The organism is Streptomyces sp. ISL-11, assembly GCF_018614525.1.
Taxonomy (GTDB): Bacteria; Actinomycetota; Actinomycetes; order Streptomycetales; family Streptomycetaceae; genus Streptomyces.
This window is the reverse complement of the sequence record NZ_JAGGOL010000071.1, coordinates 28973-48408: the sequence shown is the minus strand read 5'-3', so window position 1 is coordinate 48408 and position 19436 is coordinate 28973. Positions and strand designations below refer to the sequence as shown.

The 19436-nt window shown below is 71.5% G+C and carries 15 protein-coding genes; 9 read left to right on the top strand and 6 right to left on the bottom strand.

Annotated features, from left to right (window positions below; translation table 11 throughout):
• The first annotated feature begins 261 nt into the window (after positions 1-261).
• Positions 262-4821: a glutamate synthase large subunit gene (gene gltB, locus J7E86_RS16090; RefSeq protein ID WP_251019211.1), complete on the top strand. Its 4560-nt coding sequence runs from the start codon at positions 262-264 to the stop codon at positions 4819-4821.
• Positions 4814-6274: a glutamate synthase subunit beta gene (locus tag J7E86_RS16085; RefSeq protein WP_215082360.1), complete on the top strand. Its 1461-nt coding sequence runs from the start codon at positions 4814-4816 to the stop codon at positions 6272-6274. Before gltB ends, J7E86_RS16085 begins: the two co-directional genes overlap by 8 nt.
• Before the next feature lie 189 nt (positions 6275-6463).
• On the opposite strand, the gene J7E86_RS16080 is transcribed toward J7E86_RS16085, so the two are convergent.
• The 4 genes from J7E86_RS16080 to J7E86_RS16065 are packed head-to-tail and all read right to left on the bottom strand — an operon-like array spanning position 6464 to position 9826.
• Positions 6464-7129: a DUF1080 domain-containing protein gene (locus tag J7E86_RS16080; RefSeq protein ID WP_215082359.1), complete on the bottom strand. Its 666-nt coding sequence runs from the start codon at positions 7127-7129 to the stop codon at positions 6464-6466.
• Positions 7126-8319: a non-hydrolyzing UDP-N-acetylglucosamine 2-epimerase gene (wecB, locus tag J7E86_RS16075; RefSeq protein ID WP_251019210.1), complete on the bottom strand. Its 1194-nt coding sequence runs from the start codon at positions 8317-8319 to the stop codon at positions 7126-7128. The genes J7E86_RS16080 and wecB overlap by 4 nt, the downstream gene beginning before the upstream one ends.
• A gap of 47 nt (positions 8320-8366) precedes the next feature.
• The gene (locus J7E86_RS16070) at positions 8367-9629 is read right to left on the bottom strand and encodes a glycosyltransferase (RefSeq protein ID WP_215082358.1); all 1263 of its coding nucleotides are present in this window, start codon (positions 9627-9629) and stop codon (positions 8367-8369) included.
• Positions 9626-9826: a hypothetical protein gene (locus tag J7E86_RS16065; protein WP_215082357.1), complete on the bottom strand. Its 201-nt coding sequence runs from the start codon at positions 9824-9826 to the stop codon at positions 9626-9628. Before J7E86_RS16065 ends, J7E86_RS16070 begins: the two co-directional genes overlap by 4 nt.
• A 318-nt stretch (positions 9827-10144) precedes the next feature.
• Between J7E86_RS16065 and J7E86_RS16060 the strand changes: the two genes are divergently transcribed.
• Both J7E86_RS16060 and J7E86_RS16055 read left to right on the top strand, forming a co-directional pair.
• Positions 10145-11983, top strand: coding sequence for a DUF2334 domain-containing protein (locus J7E86_RS16060; RefSeq protein ID WP_251019209.1), 1839 nt, complete (start codon positions 10145-10147; stop codon positions 11981-11983).
• A 5-nt stretch (positions 11984-11988) separates the two neighbouring features.
• Entirely contained in the window at positions 11989-13023 is a 1035-nt protein-coding gene (locus tag J7E86_RS16055; RefSeq protein WP_251019208.1) for a hypothetical protein, read from the top strand.
• Positions 13024-13056: 33 nt separating this feature from the next.
• Here the strand turns inward: J7E86_RS16055 and J7E86_RS16050 are convergent, their stop codons facing one another.
• Positions 13057-13938: a hypothetical protein gene (locus J7E86_RS16050; RefSeq protein ID WP_308312608.1), complete on the bottom strand. Its 882-nt coding sequence runs from the start codon at positions 13936-13938 to the stop codon at positions 13057-13059.
• Positions 13939-14181: 243 nt separating this feature from the next.
• On the opposite strand from J7E86_RS16050, the gene J7E86_RS16045 reads away from it, so the two are divergent.
• The 5 genes from J7E86_RS16045 (at position 14182) to J7E86_RS16025 (ending at position 18842) form a co-directional block, all read left to right on the top strand.
• Entirely contained in the window at positions 14182-14985 is an 804-nt protein-coding gene (locus tag J7E86_RS16045; protein ID WP_251019207.1) for a trypsin-like serine protease, read from the top strand.
• 279 nt (positions 14986-15264) lie between these two features.
• A complete protein-coding gene (locus tag J7E86_RS16040) occupies positions 15265-16059 on the top strand; it encodes a hypothetical protein (protein ID WP_215082354.1) in 795 nt (264 codons plus the stop codon).
• Positions 16060-16186: 127 nt separating this feature from the next.
• On the top strand, positions 16187-16864 hold the full coding sequence (locus J7E86_RS16035; RefSeq protein ID WP_215082353.1) for a response regulator transcription factor: 678 nt from the start codon (positions 16187-16189) through the stop codon (positions 16862-16864).
• Entirely contained in the window at positions 16861-18024 is a 1164-nt protein-coding gene (locus J7E86_RS16030) for a histidine kinase (RefSeq protein ID WP_308312607.1), read from the top strand. Before J7E86_RS16035 ends, J7E86_RS16030 begins: the two co-directional genes overlap by 4 nt.
• Before the next feature lie 116 nt (positions 18025-18140).
• Positions 18141-18842 carry an MBL fold metallo-hydrolase gene (locus tag J7E86_RS16025; protein ID WP_215082352.1) on the top strand — a complete coding sequence of 234 codons (702 nt, stop codon included), beginning with the start codon at positions 18141-18143 and terminating at the stop codon, positions 18840-18842.
• A gap of 83 nt (positions 18843-18925) precedes the next feature.
• Here the strand turns inward: J7E86_RS16025 and J7E86_RS16020 are convergent, their stop codons facing one another.
• Positions 18926-19309, bottom strand: a complete 384-nt coding sequence (locus tag J7E86_RS16020) for a VOC family protein (RefSeq protein ID WP_215082351.1) — start codon at positions 19307-19309, stop codon at positions 18926-18928.
• Between the last annotated feature and the right edge of the window lie 127 nt (positions 19310-19436).

The following is a 19436-nucleotide window of genomic DNA, read 5'->3' as shown; positions in this document are numbered from 1 at the left end:
GCCCTCGACGATCGGGCACAATCCGGAAGCGCAGCGGGCAACGCCGCCCGCTCTGCGCTGTGCCCGGCGCGGCCGGGCCCGGTGATCCCACGCTCCCCAGGGGCCGCCACCTCGTCAGCAGTGTCCACATGCTGGACCGCAGCTTCCGCTTTCTGAGAAGCGCGCCATCATGTGAAACTGCACCGAATTCTCAGCAGAGGGCCAACGTCGTCCCTCGGCACATGCACACGCCATGACTGCCAGACGACGACGGGAGAGCCGATGCGCCCCTTTATTGCCGCATCCCACCCCGCCCAGCAGGGGATGTACGACCCGCGCAATGAGCACGACGCCTGCGGCGTGGGCTTTGTCGCGACCCTCACCGGCGAGGCGAGCCACGCGCTCGTGGAGCAGGCACTCACCGTCCTGCGGAACCTCGAACACCGCGGTGCCACCGGCTCCGAACCCGACTCGGGCGACGGCGCGGGCATCCTCCTCCAGGTCCCCGACGCCTTCCTCCGCGAGAGCGTCGCCTTCCCGCTCCCCGAGGCCGGCGCGTACGCCGTCGGCATCGCCTTCCTCCCCGCCGAGGACGCCGCCGCGGACGCCGCCGTCTCGCACATCGAGACGATCGCGGCCGAGGAGGGCCTCACCGTCCTCGGCTGGCGTGATGTCCCCGTCGCCCCCGAGCTGCTCGGCAACGGCGCCCGCGCCACGATGCCCGCCTTCCGGCAGCTGTTCGTCGGCGACGGTGTGAGCGAGGGCCTGGCCCTCGACCGCAAGGCGTTCGTCCTGCGCAAGCGCGCCGAACGCGACGCCGGCGTCTACTTCCCCTCGCTGTCCGCGCGGACCATCGTCTACAAGGGCATGCTCACCACCGGTCAGCTGGAGCCGTTCTTCCCGGACCTCTCCGACCGCCGCTGCGCCACCGCCATCGCGCTGGTCCACTCCCGCTTCTCCACCAACACCTTCCCCAGCTGGCCGCTCGCCCACCCCTACCGGTTCGTCGCCCACAACGGTGAGATCAACACCGTCAAGGGCAACCGCAACTGGATGCGGGCCCGCGAATCCCAGCTGGCCTCCGGCCTGTTCGGCTCCGCCGAGAGCCTGGAGCGGACCTTCCCCGTCTGCACCCCGGACGCCTCCGACTCCGCCTCCTTCGACGAGGTCCTGGAGCTGCTCCACCTCGGCGGGCGTTCGCTGCCGCACAGCGTGCTGATGATGATCCCCGAGGCATGGGAGAACCACGCCTCCATGGACCCGGCACGCCGCGCCTTCTACCGGTACCACTCCACCCTGATGGAGCCCTGGGACGGACCGGCCTGTGTCACCTTCACCGACGGCACCCTCGTCGGCGCCGTTCTCGACCGCAACGGCCTGCGCCCGGGCCGCTACTGGGTCACCGACGACGGCCTCGTCGTCCTGTCCTCCGAGGTCGGCGTCCTGGACATCGACCCCGCCAGGGTCGTCCGCAAGGGTCGCCTCCAGCCCGGCCGGATGTTCCTCGTCGACACCGCCGAGCGCCGCATCATCGAGGACGACGAGATCAAGGCCGGACTGGCCACCGAGAAGCCCTACGGCGACTGGCTGGAAGCCGGCCTGATCGGCCTCGCCGACCTGCCCGAGCGCGAGCACATCGTGCACACCCACGCCTCGGTCACCCGCCGCCAGCAGACCTTCGGCTACACCGAGGAAGAGCTGCGCGTCATCCTCGCGCCCATGGCCAAGGCCGGCGCCGAGCCCATCGGCTCGATGGGCACCGACTCGCCGATCGCGGCCCTCTCGGAGCGCCCCCGGCTCCTGTTCGACTACTTCACCCAGCTGTTCGCGCAGGTCACCAACCCGCCGCTGGACGCCATCCGCGAGGAGCTCGTCACCTCGCTGGTCTCCTCCCTCGGCCCCCAGCGCAACCTCCTGGACCCCACCGCGGCCTCCTGCCGTAGCGTCACCCTGCCCTTCCCGGTCATCGACAACGACGAGCTCGCCAAGCTCATCCACATCAACGCCGACGGCGACCTGCCGGGCCTGAAGGCCGCCACCCTCTCGGGCCTCTACCGGGTCGGCGGCGGCGCCCAGGCGCTCGCCGCCCGGCTGGCGGACATCCGCGCCGAGGTCGACGCGGCCATCGCCGACGGCGCCCGTCTGATCGTCCTCTCCGACCGGCACTCCGACGCCGAGCACGCCCCGATCCCCTCGCTGCTGCTGACCTCCGCCGTCCACCACCACCTCATCCGCACCAAGCAGCGCACCCAGGTGGGCCTGCTGGTCGAGGCCGGTGACGTCCGCGAGGTCCACCACGTCGCGCTGCTGATCGGCTACGGCGCCGCCGCCGTCAACCCGTACCTGGCCATGGAGTCCGTGGAGGACCTCGTGCGCGCCGGCACGTTCCTGACGGACATCGAGCCCGAGGACGCCATCCGCAACCTCATCAAGGCGCTCGGCAAGGGCGTCCTGAAGGTCATGTCCAAGATGGGCATCTCCACCGTCGCCTCCTACCGCGGCGCCCAGGTCTTCGAGGCCGTCGGCCTCGACGAGACCTTCGTGGACACCTACTTCCACGGCACCGCCAGCAAGATAGGCGGCGCCGGCCTGGACGTCGTCGCCCAGGAGGTCGCCGCCCGGCACGCCAAGGCGTACCCGGCCACCGGCATCGCCGCCACCCACCGCCGGCTGGAGATCGGCGGCGAGTACCAGTGGCGCCGCGAGGGCGAGCCGCACCTCTTCGATCCCGACACCGTCTTCCGGCTCCAGCACTCCACCCGCGCCCGCCGCTACGACATCTTCAAGCAGTACACCGAGCGCGTGAACGAGCAGTCCGAGCGGCTGATGACGCTGCGCGGCCTCTTCGGCTTCACCAGCGACCGCGAGCCCGTGCCGCTGGACGAGGTCGAGTCCGTCGGCGAGATCGTCAAGCGCTTCTCCACCGGCGCCATGTCCTACGGATCGATCTCGCGCGAGGCCCACGAGACGCTCGCCATCGCCATGAACCAGCTCGGCGGCAAGTCCAACACCGGCGAGGGCGGCGAGGACCCCGACCGCCTCTACGACCCCGCCCGCCGTTCCAGCATCAAGCAGGTCGCCTCCGGCCGCTTCGGCGTGACCAGCGAATACCTGGTCAACTCCGACGACATCCAGATCAAGATGGCCCAGGGCGCCAAGCCCGGCGAGGGCGGCCAGCTGCCCGGCCACAAGGTCTACCCCTGGGTCGCGAAGACCCGGCACTCCACCCCGGGCGTCGGCCTGATCTCACCGCCCCCGCACCACGACATCTACTCCATCGAGGATCTCGCCCAGCTGATCCACGACCTGAAGAACGCCAACCCCGCGGCCCGCATCCACGTGAAGCTGGTCTCCGAGGTCGGCGTCGGCACGGTCGCGGCGGGCGTCTCCAAGGCCCACGCCGACGTCGTCCTGATCTCCGGCCACGACGGCGGCACCGGCGCCTCGCCGCTCACCAGCCTCAAGCACGCCGGCGGCCCCTGGGAGCTCGGCCTCGCCGAGACCCAGCAGACCCTGCTGCTCAACGGCCTGCGCGACCGCATCGTCGTGCAGACCGACGGCCAGCTCAAGACCGGCCGCGACGTGATCATCGCCGCCCTCCTGGGCGCCGAGGAGTTCGGCTTCGCCACCGCCCCGCTGGTCGTCTCCGGCTGCGTCATGATGCGCGTCTGCCACCTCGACACCTGCCCCGTCGGTATCGCCACCCAGAACCCCGTGCTGCGCGAGCGGTTCTCCGGCAAGGCCGAATTCGTCGTCAACTTCTTCGAGTTCATCGCCGAGGAGGTCCGCGAGCTCCTCGCTGAGCTGGGCTTCCGCACCCTCGAAGAGGCCGTCGGCCACGCCGAACTCCTCGACACCACCCAGGCCGTCACCCACTGGAAGGCCCAGGGCCTGGACCTGGCACCCCTGCTGCACGTCCCCGAGCTGCCCGCCGGCGCCGTGCGCCACCGCGTCACCGAGCAGGACCACGGCCTGGCCAAGGCGCTCGACAACGAGCTCATCGAGCTCGCCACCGACGCCCTCGCCGTCGACTCCGCCGAGCAGGCCCGCCCCGTACGCGCCCAGGTCCCCATACGCAACATCAACCGCACCGTCGGCACGATGCTCGGCCACGAGGTGACCAAGAGGTTCGGCGGCGCCGGACTGCCCGACGACACCATCGACATCACCTTCACCGGCTCCGCCGGCCAGTCCTTCGGCGCCTTCCTCCCGCGCGGCATCACCCTGCGCCTGGAGGGCGACGCCAACGACTACGTCGGCAAGGGCCTCTCCGGCGGCCGGATCGTCGTCCGCCCCGACCGTGGCGCCGACCACCTCGCCGAGTACTCCGTCATCGCCGGCAACACCCTCGCCTACGGCGCCACCGGCGGCGAGCTCTACCTCCGCGGCCGCGTCGGCGAACGGTTCTGCGTTCGCAACTCCGGCGCCACCGTGGTCTCCGAGGGCGTGGGCGACCACGGCTGCGAGTACATGACCGGCGGCCGCGCCGTCGTCCTCGGCGAGACCGGGCGCAACTTCGCGGCCGGCATGTCCGGCGGCGTCGCCTACGTCATCGACCTCGACCCCGACAACGTCAACAAGGAGCTGGCCGGCGCCGTCGACACCCTCGACGCCGACGACCGGCGGTGGCTGCACGACGTGGTGCGCCGCCACCACGAGGAGACCGCCTCCACCGTCGCGGCCCGGCTCCTCACCGACTGGGACAGCGCGGCCGACCGCTTCCGCAAGGTCGTCCCCGCCACGTACAAGGCAGTGCTCGCCGCCAAGGACGCCGCCGAGCGAGCGGGGCTCTCGGAGACCGAGACCCACGAGAAGATGATGGAGGCGGCGAGCAATGGCTGACCCCAAGGGCTTCCTGACCACCGGCCGCGAGGTCGCACGGACCCGTCCCGCCGGTGAGCGCGTCAAGGACTGGAACGAGGTCTACGTCCCCGGCTCCCTGCTGCCGATCATCAGCAAGCAGGCCGGCCGCTGCATGGACTGCGGCATCCCCTTCTGTCACAACGGCTGCCCGCTCGGGAACCTCATCCCCGAGTGGAACGACTACGCCTACCGCGAGGACTGGCAGGCGGCCAGCGAGCGCCTGCACGCGACCAACAACTTCCCCGAGTTCACCGGCCGCCTGTGCCCCGCGCCCTGCGAGTCCGCGTGCGTGCTGGGCATCAACCAGCCCGCCGTCACCATCAAGAACGTCGAGGTCACCATCGTCGACAAGGCGTGGGACAGCGGCGACGTCACCCCCCAGCCGCCCGAGCGGCTCTCCGGCAAGACCGTCGCCGTCATCGGCTCCGGCCCCGCCGGCCTCGCCGCGGCCCAGCAGCTGACCCGGGCCGGCCACACGGTCGCGGTGTACGAGCGCGCCGACCGCATCGGTGGCCTGCTGCGCTACGGCATCCCCGAGTTCAAGATGGAGAAGCGGCACATCAACCGCCGCATCGAGCAGATGCGCGCGGAGGGCACCAAGTTCCGCACCGAGGTGGAGATCGGCCGCGACATCGACGCGGCCAAGCTCCGCAAGCGCTACGACGCCGTCGTCGTCGCCGCCGGTGCCACCACCTCCCGCGACCTGCCGGTCCCCGGCCGGGACCTGGGCGGCATCCACTTCGCGATGGAGTACCTGCCTCTGTCCAACAAGGTGCAGGAGGGCGACTTCGTCGCCCCGCCGATCACCGCCGAGGGCAAGCACGTCGTCGTCATCGGCGGCGGCGACACCGGCGCCGACTGCGTCGGCACCGCCCACCGCCAGGGCGCGGCCTCCGTCACCCAGCTGGAGATCATGCCCAGGCCGGGGGAGGAGCGGAACGCCGGCCAGCCCTGGCCCACCTTCCCCATGCTCTACAAGGTCACCTCCGCGCACGAGGAGGGCGGCGAACGGGTCTACTCCGTCTCCACCACCCGCTTCGAGGGCGACGAGGACGGCAACGTCCAGTGGCTGCACCTGGTCGAGGTCGAGTTCACCGGCGGCAAGCTCGAACAGAAGCCCGGCACCGAGCGCCGTATCCCGGCCCAGCTGGTCACCCTCGCCATGGGGTTCACCGGCACGGACGTCCGCAACGGGCTCGTCGACCAGTTCGGCCTGGAGCTGGACGCGCGCGGGAACATCGCGCGCGACGCGGACTACCTGACCAATGTGCCGGGTGTGTTCGTGGCCGGTGACGCGGGGCGCGGGCAGTCGCTGATCGTGTGGGCCATCGCGGAGGGGCGGTCCGCCGCCCGTGGGGTGGACCGCTTCCTCACGGGGGCCAGCACCCTGCCGGCACCGGTCCGGCCGACGGACCGGGCGCTGACGGTCTGACGGGATCTCTTCCCCACCCCGCCCCTTCCCGTGACCGGGGGCTCCGCCCCCGGACCCCTGGTCCTCAAACGCCGGACGGGCCTGATAGTGCCCCGACCGGCAGGATTTTCAGCCTGTCCGGCGTTTGAGGACAACGGGGGTCCGGGCGGAGCCCCCGGTTCGGGAAGGGGCGGGCAGGGGAAACCTCCCTCACCCCCCCAACCCCCGCGCCACCAGATCCCGGAACTCCACCTTCGCGTCCTCGGTGTACACCCCGACGTGCCCGCTGAGGTAGGGCCGCTCGTGGTCCTGGTACGACACCAACCCCCGCCCGCCCACGCTCGCTTCCATCCGCGCGTCACGCTGGGCGATCCGCACATCCGACCATTCGCCCACCGGGAACTTCCCGGAACCCGTGGCCAGGAAGCGCTGCCCGCCCTCATAGGCGGGATCCCGCTTGCCGAGCTCCCAGCCGTTGGGCTTGAGGGCGAGGTAGTAGAAGTGCTCGGGATCGGTGTACGCCCACACCAGCCACGGCACTTCCCACGGATTGGGGCGGGGCGTCCGCAGTTGGGCGACCGTCCGCATCCGGGCCCGGAAGTCCACGGCCTCGTACCGCTCCGTGGAGACGATCAGGCCGGCGTGGGTCTCCTCGGGCATCCGGGCGGGCAGGGGGGAGAGCTCCAGGCCGTCGTGGCGGCCGATGTTCTCGCCGTGGCCGTCGAAGACCGACCGCCACGGCCCGTGGACCGATCCCTCGGCCCACGGCCGTTCGGGCTCGCCGTCGCCGGCTCCCCACAGGGTCACGGCCAGCGCGGTGCCCGCCACCACTGCGGCGAGCACCGCGAGGCCGATCAGCCGGCGCACTCTCGTCATGCGGTCGAGTATGACCCCGGACCCTCGCCGGGGGTGCCGACCAGCGGCACGACGGCCCCTTCCGGTCCCGCGTCCGCGCCGAAGTCCTCGGCGAGCTGCGCGACGATCCGGTCGGTGGCACGGCCGTCCCCGAAGGGATTGCCGGCCGTCGCCATCCGCTCGTACGCCACCGGGTCATCCAATAGGGTGATGGCCGCCTCCAGGATGGACTCCGGCTCCGTGCCCACCAGCCGGGCCGCGCCCGCCTCCACCGCCTCCGGGCGTTCCGTGGTCGTCCGCAGCACCAGCGCCGGCTTGCCGAGCGTCGGGGCCTCCTCCTGGATCCCTCCGGAGTCGGTCAGCACCAGATCGCAGGAGGCGAGCGTGGCGGAGAAGTCGACATAGCCCAGCGGCTCCACCACCCGGATGTTCGGGTGTCCGGTCAGCTCGGGCAGCAGCGCGTCCCGGACAGCGGGGCTCTTGTGCAGCGGCAGCACCATCTCCACGTCGCCGCGGTCGGCCAGCCGCCGCAGCGCGCCGCCCATCGCCCGCATCGTGGCGCCCTGGTTCTCCCGCCGGTGCAGCGTCACCAGCACCCGGCGCAGTTCGCTCTCGAAGAGGCTGCGGCCGGTGCCCTCCGCCAGTACCCACAGCAGATTGTCGATGACGGTGTTGCCGGTGGTGAACACCTCGGCGTCCGGCACCCCTTCGGCCGTCAGATGGGCGGCGGCGCGGGGCGTGGGCGCGAAGTGCCAGCGTGCCATCCGGCCTATCAGGCGCCGGTTGGCCTCCTCCGGGAAGGGATTGTCGAGCACCCCGGTGCGCAGCCCCGCCTCGACGTGGGCGATGGGGATGTGCTCGTAGAACGCGGCCAGCGCGCCGGTCAGCGCGGTCGTGGTGTCGCCCTGGACGATGACGAGGTCGGGGCGCTCCGCGCGGACCGTCTCGCCGAGGCCGTCGATCAGGCGGGCCGTGAGGGTGGACAGCTGCTGCCGGTCGCGCATCACGTCGAGCTGGGTGTGCACGGGCACGTGGAGGAGGTCCAGCATCTGCTGGAGCATCTCGCGGTGCTGGCCGGTCGTGACGACGATGGGGTCGAAGAGCGGGGAGCGCGCCATGGCACGGGCCACGGGCGCCAGCTTGATGGCCTCCGGACGGGTGCCCAGTACGAGCATGGCGCGTACCGGCGCGCCGATGATGTTCGGGGACATGGATCTCCCTAGAAAGGGCGGAGCGGTGGGCGGAGGAGCGGTGGTTCTCAGGTGCGCGCGGTCTTCAGCCAGGTCCGTTTGCCGGTGAGCATCCGCCACAGGCCCCACCACCCGGCGGCGAACCAGATGTAGCCGTAGAAGACGAAGACGTGCGAGAGCAGGACCGCGCGCGGCAGTCCGAGCCCCCGCTCGCGCCGGGAGTAGACGAATCCGTACGCGTAGGCCGCCGTGAAGGACAGCACGTACGGCCCGACGACCCACATGGGAGAGATCAGCGGCCGCCCGACCTCCACCGAGCCGATGACCGTGCCGGTCAGGGCGACGAGGAAGGACAGCGGCAGCAGCGAGGTGAGCAGGATCAGCACCGGGCTGGAGAGGTGGTAGAGCAGGTCCACGGCGGCCCGGGTGGGCACTTCGCGCAGGATCAGCGGCACCAGCCCCGCCGACTGGAGGTGGCCCTGGAACCAGCGCGAACGCTGGCGCACCAGGCGCCGCACGTCGAGCACGGCCTGCTGGGAGACCGCGGCGGTGGTGCAGTGCTGGTTGGTCCAGCCCTTGGCGATCAGCCGGACCCCGAGGTCGAGGTCCTCGGTCAGCGAGTCGCTCCAGGGCCCCTGGCCGTCCTCGCCCATCAGGGAGTCCAGTGCGGCGAGCCGCATGAACTGGCCGTTGCCGCCCATCCCGACGCTGCCGATGTAGCGCCGGGCGCTCTGGAAGATGTCGCCGTAGATGACGAACTCCATGTCCTGGAGCCGGGCCAGCAGGCCCTTGTCACGGTTGTACATCCGCACACCGATCTGGGTGCCGCCGGTGCGCGGGTCGTCGAAGTAGGGGTCGACGGCCTGGACCACGTGCGGGTCGAGCCGGCCGTCGGCGTCCACGACGCAGACGATGACGTCGTGCGGGTCGTACGCGTCGAGCAGCCCCGACGAACGCAGGTGCGCGATACCGGCGTTGAGCGCAGCGCCCTTGCCCCGGCGGGCATCGGGCAGGTGCCGCTGGAGCAACTGGACCCTGCCGGGTGTCGCGCGGCCGGCGGCTCGGGCGATCTCCGCGGTGCCGTCGTCGGAGGCGTCGTCGATGACGAGCGCCATGAAATTGCCGGCGGGCAGTCCGGTGATGCGGGCCAGGCTCTCGGCGAGGACCTTCTCCTCGTTCAGACACGCGAGCAGAAAGACGTACAGGCGTTGCCGGCGCGGGTCGCGGGCGTGGCGGATCCTGCGCCGGGAGAGGACGAAGAGGGTGGTGTTGTAACCACCGGCCATCACGATGATGGCGATGGCGGACCAGAGCAACAGGTCGGTGATCAAGACTGATCACCGGTGCCGCGCATATGGAGCCACAGCTTGATCGAGAGAAGTGCTATCGCGGCCGTGCAGTACAGCAGAAAGCCCGCGCCCGCGGCCTGCTGCAATCCCCTGGCAAAAGGAACGCCGGGAAGTACTTCGGGTGCCGCTGTCAGCCCCGCCATGGGCAGCACGGTGCCCAGAGCCGGTTTTCCGTACATGGGTTCCCCCCCGATTTTCACCTCACATGAGGCGTGCGCAGGGAAAGTATCAGATGCAACGGGTACTACTGTCGGACTTGATGAAAGTTGTTTGACCGGAATCTCAAATTCGGTAAACCTACCGTTCGTTATGCCAGTTCAGCTGCGCTTGTTACGCATGTGGCGAATGGTCTGCGCCAATGAAGTTGAACAGAACTGCGCACTCCGGACCGAATTTGTCTATTGACAGGACTTGTTGACCACAGAAGAATCTGCCAACGGTCGGGCCCTCGAATCTCCGTGGGTGGCGACACGTGGCATTACCAGGGGGAAACACACATGCGAAAAAGGACAGGGAGACCCAGGATTTCCCGGATCTCCGCCGTCGTCATGCTCCTCGCCGCCCTGCTGGGCGGCGTCATCATCTCCACGACCGCCCGAGCGGCCAGGACCGCGATATCCGAGCCCGGCAGCCGGGACCGCGTCAACCCCACCTCGCTCTCACCGAAGAGCGCCAAGGACCTGGGGGCCTGGGCCAAGAGCCGCCTGGCCATGGACCAACTGCGCCGCGCCGGATCCCTCGTCGTCCAGCCGGCCCCGCAGCCGAAGACGGCGGTCACCCCCGCCGCGTTCACCCAGCTCGCCGCCCCGGCCGGTACCTCGGCGCTCGTCCTCTACGACACCGCCGGCCCCTACGGGCACCTGGGCCAGCTCTACGCCATGGCGACCGCGAACCTCGCGGGCCACTTCGGCACCGTCACCGCCAAGCCCGTCTCCGCCTACACCGCGGGCCTCGTCGAGCAGTACACCGCCACGGTCTACCTCGGCTCGACCTACTACGGCGGCACCCTCCCCGACGCCGTTCCAGCCGCCTTCTATCAGGACGTCCTGGCCACCAGCCACCCCGTCACCTGGATCGGCGACAACATCTGGAACATGGCCAACGCCGTCGGCGTCACTGGCTTCGGGCAGAAATACGGCTGGGACCCCACCAACTCGTACTACGACACGGGCAACGGCGTCGGCGACATCACCGAGGTCACCTACAAGGCCCGGCAGCTGACCCGCAGGATCCCCGCCGGCCAGGACGGCGGTGTCCTGCACCCCTCCCTCCTGACCGGGCCGGGATACCCGCAGGTCACCCAGCTCGCCACGGCCAAGGACGGCACCTCCGGTGCGACCAGCCCCTGGGCGATCCGCTCCGCCAACCTCACCTACCTCGGTGAGGTGCCCTTCAGCTACGTCTCCGAGAGCGACCGCGTCATCGCCTTCGAGGACCTCCTCTTCGACGCCCTCGCCCCCGCGACCGCCGAACGGCACCGGGCGTTCGTCCGCCTGGAGGACATCAGCCCCACCGCCGACCCCGCACAGCTGCGGGCCATCGCCGACTACCTCTACTCCCAGCGGATCCCCTACGGGATCAACGTCATCCCCGTCTACACCGACCCCAAGGGCGCCTACAACAACGGGGTCGCGAAAACCGTCACCCTCGCCCAGGCCCCGGCCGTCGTGACCCAGCTGAAGTACATGCTCGCCCACGGCGCCGTCCTGATGAACCACGGCTACACCCACCAGTACAGCAACGTCAACAACCCCTACACCGGCGTCAGCGGCGACGACTTTGAGTTCTTCCGGGCCCACGTCGACACCGCCACCGACAACGTCGTCTACGACGGGGCGCCCGCCGAGGACTCCACGGCCTGGGCCCAGACCCGCGTCACCCAGGGCCTCGCCGCCTTCGCCGCCGCCGGTCTGCCCAAGCCCACGCTCTGGACGACTCCGCACTACGCGGCGTCCGCCACCGACTACCGTGTCTTCGGCCAGAACTTCTCCGCCCGTCTGGAGAGATCGTTGTACTTCGCCGGCACGCTCAGCGGAACCACCGCCGACCCCAGCCGCTACATCGGTCAGTTCTTCCCGTACGCCGTGAAGGACGTCTACGGCACGACCGTGCTGCCCGAGAACATCGGCAACTACGAACCCGAGCCGTACAACAACCACCCGGCCAGGCTCCCCGCCGACCTCATCTCCTCCGCCAAGGCCAACTTGGCCGTGCGCGACGGAGTGGCCAGCTTCTTCTACCACCCCTACTACCCCGTGGCCCCGCTCCAGCAGACGATCGACGGCATCCGCGCCCTCGGCTACACCTTCGTCGGTCCCACGGACCTCGCCCAGTGAACGCGATGAGGAGGGCGGCCGCCGCGCTGGCCGCCGCGGCCGCCCTCTTCGTCGCGGGCTGCTCCGGCTCCGGCGACGACGGCCCGCCCGAACCCGACAGCAGGGAGGTGAGCGGGCTGCGCGGCATCACGCTCCCCTCATGGAACACCGACGACTACAGCAGCCCCCAGGCCAGGACCTACCTCCGGCAGATCGCCGCCACCGGCGCCCGCTGGGTCACCTTCACCCCCACCTGGTACCAGGACCGCGTCACCGACCCGGCCATGCGCACCACCGGTGAGAGCGCCGGTGACGACAGCCTGCGCCACGTCATCGGCCTCGCCCACGACGCCGGCCTGAAGGTCATGGTCAAACCCCACGTCGACCTGGTGAAGGGCGGCGACCGGGCCGAGATCCGCCCCACCGACCCGGACGCCTGGTTCGGCGCGTACGAACGCTTCATCACCCACTACGCGCACCTCGCCGCCGACACCGGCACCGACCAGCTCGCGGTCGGCACCGAACTGGCGGGCACCTCCCGGGACAACGCGCGCTGGAGCAAGGTCATCGCCGCCGTCCGCGAGAGCTACCGCGGCCCGCTGACCTACGCCGCCAACTACGACGAGTACCAGAAGATCCCCTTCTGGGGTGAGCTCGACGTCATCGGCATCGACGCCTACTGGCCGCTGGCCGACACCGCCACCACCGACACCGAGCGGCTGCGCCGGGCGTGGCGGCCCATCACCGAGGAACTGGCCGCCTTCTCCGAACGCCACCACCGCAAGATCCTCTTCACCGAGGCCGGCTACGTCAGCCAGCGCGGCACCACCACCGCCCCGTACTCCTGGACCGTCAGCAAGACGGGCGGCGACGCCGAACAGGCCGCGGCCTACGAGGCGTTGCTCACCGCGCTCGACGGCAAGCCGTGGTGGGCGGGCGTGTGCTGGTGGATGTGGGACGACTGGCCCGACAGCGGCGAGACCGCCAAGCGGCTGGCGTACACACCGCACGGGAAGCCGGCGGAGAAGGTGCTGCGCGAGTGGTGGACCGGGAAGGAATGAGACCGGGCCGTGCTCCACGCGGCCGGTCCCCGGCTACGTGTCGCAGTCCAGCACCGTCCGGCACAGCCCGCACCGGGCCCGCAGGCGTCCGCGCACCGGCACCCTGATCCGCTGGTGACAGGTCGGGCAGGGGAAGCTGACCCGCGGCGGGTCGCCGCCCTCGAAGGCGTAGCCCCCACTGGGCGAGCTCTGCGCCGCCCGCCGGTCGCGCGCGTACCGGTGCCGGCCCAGCCGTCCCGCCGCGGCCAGCGGCGCCCGCTGCTCGTCGCGGCGTGCCCGCTCGCGTCCGCGCGCATACGCCTCGTACCCCTGGGGGCTGGTGAACCAGGGGGAGGGGTCCTCCCCGAAGGCCGACGCCCGTTTGGCGAGGACGTAGCCGAACTCCTCCGGGGTGAGGTAGCCGAGCTTCTGCGTCGAGACCGACGACTCGCGGTAGGCGTCCAGCAGCAGCCAGCCGGAGCCGAGGTAGGCGGCCGCGGTGTCGGTGAGGATCTCGTTGTCCCGGGTGCCGGGGAAGGCGAGGTCGAGGCGGTGCAGATAGACGTGCATCACCTCGTGCGCGAGGGCGGCGCCGATGTCGCGGCGGTGGGTCTTGAAGCGGGAGTTGAGCTCGATGAAGTACTCCGGGCCCGCCGCGAGCTCGACGCTCCCGGCGTGCCGCATCTCCCGGAAGCTGACGATCATCCGCGCGTCCGGCAGCCGCAGGTGCCGCACCATCGCGCCCGCCACGCGCTGCACGCCCAGATAGGGGTCCTCGTCGTCGGAGAACGCGGCGTCGGTCGGCGGCACGCTCAGGCCGAAGGAGTGCACCGTGTCGTAGGAGAGCCGCTTGTAGAGCGCGGTGATCGCCGTGCGGACGGTATCCAGGTGCGGAAACCCGTGCTCGATCTCGATGGCTTCCCCGGCCTGGCCCACGCGGCCACCCCCCTTGATCCGTCATGCTGCCCCCTGCCGTCCACTGTACGGGTGGGCCGGGGCCGGCGGGCAGGGCGGGAGGCGGTGCGGGGGCGCGGTGAGTGGCTGAAACCACCACTTGTCGCTGCTTTCACCCAGTCCCCATAATCGCACCGCGCTCCGAAGGCTGAATTCCGATTATCGGACCGGAATGATTGTCATGAGCCTGACATGAGTGCGCAACCTCCCACGGAAGGAAGCACCTTGCGCAATTACCTCAAGGCGCTCAGGAGAACCCTCGCGGTCGGCGCCGTCACCCTCGCCGCCGTCAGCCTCCAGCCCCTCCACGCCCAGGCGGCCGACGACCCGGGAGCCCGCCCCAGCCCCACGGTCGTCGGCGGCGTCCGCGCCCAGCAGGGCGAGTTCCCATGGATGGTGCGGCTGTCCATGGGCTGCGGCGGCGCCCTCTACACCCAGCGGATCGTCCTGACCGCCGCGCACTGCGTCGACGGCAGCGGAGCCAACACCTCCATCACCGCCACCGGCGGCGTCGTCGACCTCAACTCCACCCAGGCGATCAAGGTCAAGTCCACCCAGGTCCTCCAGGCCCCCGGCTACAACGGCACCGGCAAGGACTGGGCGCTGATCAAGCTCGCCAAGCCCATCGCCAAGCCCACCCTCAAGATCGCCGACACCACGGCGTACAACAACGGCACCTTCACCGTCGCCGGCTGGGGCGCCACCCGCGAAGGCGGCGGCCAGCAGCGCTACCTGCTCAAGGCCGACGTCCCCTTCGTCGACGACACCGCCTGCGGACAGGCGTACGGCGGCAGCCTCACCCCCGGCGAGGAGATATGCGCCGGCAAGCTCAAGGAGGGTGGCGTCGACACCTGTCAGGGCGACTCCGGCGGCCCCATGTTCCGCAAGGACAACGCCGGCGCCTGGGTCCAGGTCGGCATCACCAGCTGGGGCACGGGCTGCGCACGGCCCGGCTACCCCGGCGTCTACACCGAGGTCAGCACCTTCGCCGCCGACATCAAGAGCGCGGCCGCGAGCCTGGGCGGCTGAGCCCGGCCCGTACCCACGCCCCGCCGCCGCTCCGCTCCGCCACCGGCCCGTCCGGTGTCACCCGACCCGGACGGAGCAGCGCCCGGCCCGCGTCCGGTACGGCCTTCCACGGCCCGCCCGCACGACTCCGGTATGACGCGGGCGGGCCACCGTCATCCTTTCGGCCGACATGAGAATGGTCGGACAGTCGAAGTGTGGAGCGCGTAAACGTCCGTAACGTGAAAGGGACGCGGCCGGCAGCGGGCCGCGCACCGAACCGCACGTACGGAAAGGGACCCCGTGTCCGCCAAGCACCGCCTCGCCACCGTCACCGTCGTCACCGCCGCCGCCGGCGCGGTGATCTGGCCGACGGCCGACGCGCTCGCCGCGGGCACCGCACAGCGGGACACCCGCCCCGGCCGCCCGGCCGCCACCGTCCAGCAGGTCAGCCTCCCCGACGGCAGCCACGCCCGTCTCACCTCGGGCGACGGCCGTACGAGCGTGACGGTCACCCGCCACGGCGCCAAGGGGCACACCATCGACGGCAGCCGCCCCGCCGCCGACCTCGACCGGCTCCACCTGCGCATCATCGGCGCCGACACCGCCCGCCCCACCCTGCGCGCCACCGTCGACGGCACCAAGAGCCCCACCTACTACGACTTCGCCTCCGGCGCCGCCCGCCACACCCCCGACGGCGCCACCGGTGCCGCGTCCCACCCGCCCAAGGAACACCGGCCGACCGTCAAGGCCGCCCACCGGGCCGCCGGACAGGACCGGACCACCGCACAGGACCGGACCACCGGCCAGGACCGGAGCACCGGGCAGAACCGGACCAGCGCACAGAACCGGACCCCCGGGCAGGAGCGGACCCCCGGGCAGGACCGGGCCGCCTCCGGCGGCACCGCCGAACGGCCGCACAAGGTCCGCCTCACCTCCAGCAACCCCGTCAAGCGGGTCGTCCAGGCCGGCGAGGCGATCAAGGGCCGGCACGACGTCCGCACCCCCGCGCTCGCCGGAGCCGTCCTCCTCGCCGCCGGCGGCGGCGCCTACGGCATACGGTTCGCGCTGCGCCGCCCGGGGCGCGAGGACACCTGAGGCGCTGCGGTTGCGGCGCCCGGACACCCCCGGTGACATGGAGGGACGCGCACCGGAACACCACGACCCCCGGCCCGCGCGCCCGGGTGGACCGCGGTCTCACGCGGCGACAGTGCGAGGGAACAGCATGGCGATCACCGTGGTCATCGCGGACGACCAGGAGATGGTCCGCACCGGCTTCCGGATGATCCTGGAGAGCCAGCCCGACATCGACGTCGTCGCCGACGTCGTGGACGGCGAGGCCGCGCTGGCGGCCGTCGAGGAACACCTGCCCGACGTCCTCCTCCTCGACATCCGCATGCCCAAGCTCGACGGCCTGGAGGTCACCCACCGCCTCTCCGAACTCTCCGCCGCCGACCCCGACCGCTGCGGGCGCCCGCGCATCGTCATCGTCACCACCTTCGACCTCGACGAATACGTCCACACCGCGCTCCGCAACGGCGCCTCCGGCTTCCTCCTGAAGGACGCCAGCCCCGCCATGCTCGTCGAGGCCGTGCACGCGGCCGCCGTCGGCGACTCCCTCATCTCACCCGCGATCACCGTCCGGCTCCTGCGCGACATGGCCCCCACCGGCACCACCGGCGCCCACCGCACCCCCACCGAACCGCTCACCGACCGCGAGGCCGACGTCGTACGCTGCCTGGCCCGCGGAGCGACGAACGCCGAGATCGCCTCCGAACTGTTCGTCTCCCTGTCCACGGTCAAGACCCACCTCGCCAACGTGCAGCTGAAACTCGACGCCCGCAACCGTGTCGAGATCGCCGCCTGGGCGTGGGAGAGCGGACTGGCCACGGGCGGCCCATGAACAGAATGGCCGGGTGGGCCGCCCGGCACCCCCGGTGGGCCACCGCCGCGAAGGCCGTCCTCGCGGTCGTCCTGCTCTGCCTCGTCGGATTCGAGAGCCACGTCCTCGCCCACCGGCCCAGCCCCTCGCACGCCCTCGTCCTGGCCTCCGGCATCACCGTCTGCCTGTGCGCCGTCCCCTACAGCTGGATCCCCCTCGCCGCACGGGCCGCCGCCGCCAGTGCCGTCTCCCTGTCCACCTCGGCCGCCCTCATGGCCGGCGACCATCCCTCCGCCGTCTGGGGCATGGGCGAGGACATCGCCCTCCTCGTCCTGCTCACCTCCGTCGTCCAGCACGCCCCCACCCGCGTCGCCGTCATCCTCGGCCCCCTCCTCGGCATCGCCTGCCTCGCCGCCCCCATGCGCGACCTCGACCCCGGCCGCTTCGCCGCCGTCTTCGGCACCCTCACCGTCGTCGTCGCCGCCTACTCCCTCCTGCTGCGCGGCCAGTCCGGGCAGCGCGTACGCGACATGGCGGCCGTCCGCACCGCCGAACGCCTAGAACTCGCCCGAGAACTCCACGACCTCATCGCCCACCACGTCACCGGCATCGTCGTCCAGGCACAGGCCGCCCGCTTCACCACCCTGGACGGCCCCGCCGCCGCGGCCGCCTTCGAACGCATCGAGACCTCCGCCGGCGAGTCCCTCCACGCCATGCGCCGCCTCGTCGGCGTCCTGCGCGAAGGCGACGCCCGGACCGAACCCGTCGCCGGCCTCCCCGAGGTCCGCGCCCTCACCGAGTCCTTCGCCCGCACCGGACCACCCGTCGTCCTCTACATCGAGCAGGGCATGGAGGACTGGATCCCCGGCGAGGTCGCCGCCGGCGTCCACCGCGTCGTCCGCGAAGCCCTCACCAACATCCGCAAGCACGCCGCCGACGCCACCGCCGTACGCGTCGGCGTACGCGGCGTCCCCGCCGGCGTCGAACTGCGCATCGCCGACGACGGCAAACACGCCGCCACCCTCTCCGACCGGGCCCGCGGCGGCGGCTTCGGCCTCGTCGGACTCAGCGAACGGGCGAAGGCGATGGGCGGCCTGCTGCGCGCCGGACCGGCGCCCGAGGGCGGCTGGGAGGTCACCGCGCTCTTCCCCGTCGAACAGGTCCGCGCGAAGCACACCTGAACCCTTCCGGCACCGCTACGGGGCCGGGCGGGCCGCCGCCCCGTTCGCCCGGCGCTCAATCCGCCCTCGGCGCAAAACCCCCGGCGGACCGCACCGTGATCCTTACCGTGGGCGGCATGGAAACCACCCAAGTCACCGACAACATATGGATGTTCCGCTTCCCGGTCGGCCAGGCGTACGCGCTGCGCCTGCCGGACGGCTGGGCCCTCGTCGACACCGGACTGCCCGGCTACGACCGGCAGATCCTCGACGCCCTCCGCGACCTCGGCGCCGCCCCCGGCGACCTCCGCGAGATCCTCCTCACCCACTCCCACCTCGACCACACCGGCTCCGCGGCCCCCCTCGCGGCGGCCACGGGAGCACGCGTCCTGGCCGGCACCGCCGACGCCGACGTCATCCGCGGCACCGCCCCCGAGCCGCCACCCGCCCTCCTCGACTGGGAGATCCCGATCCACGCAGCCGTCCACGAGCAGATCTCCGACATCCCGCCCGCCCCGCCCTGCCCCGTCGACCGCGAGCTCGCCGACGGCGACACCCTCGACTGGGGCGAACGCGCACGCGTCCTCCACGTCCCCGGTCACACCGCCGGCGGCATCGCCCTGCACCTGCCCGACTCCGGCGTGCTCTTCACCGGCGACACCATCGCCAACGTCCCCCACGTCATGCTCGGCGTCTTCAACACCGACCGGCCGCAGGCCGTCGCCTCCTTCCACCGACAGGCCGCCCTCGACGTCGAGACGGCCTGTTTCGGCCACGGCGAACCGCTGCTCACGGGGGCCGGCGACGCCCTGCGCGCGGCGGGGAAGGAACTGCGCTGAGGGGTACGCCTGTTCGGTGAACGGGGGCTGGTGATCCGGGGCCCTGCCCGTACCTCCCGGTCACCCCTGCCCGTACATCCCGGTCACCCTTGCCCGTAGCAGAGGCAGAAAGGGTGCCCCGCGGGGTCGGCGAACACCTGAAAACCGCACGTCCCGCCCCCACTGTCCCGCAGGAACGTCGCACCCAGCGCGAGCACCTCCCGGTGCGCCCGTTCCAGGTCCGCGCGCTCGACGTCGAAGTCCAGGTGGAACTGCTGCGGGTGGTCCGGGTCGGGCCAGCGGGGCGGACGGTGGTCCTCGGCCCGCTGGAACGCGAGCCGCGGACCACCCGCCGGGCCGGTCAACCACACCCAGTCCGGGTCGCTGTCGTCGGCGTCCACCCGCCAGCCCAGAACGGCCGCGTAGAAGGCGGCCAGAGCGGCGGGGTCCGGGCAGTCGATGACGGTGCACTGCAGTTTGGCGATCACGAGCCGATGATCGCGGGCCGGCGCGGGCGAACCGCGCAGCCGCCGCCCGCGAGTCCGGACATTCCGTAAGGCACCCACCGATCCCGGGTGAACCGACCGGGGAGGGTCCTGCGGCCCCTCACGCCGC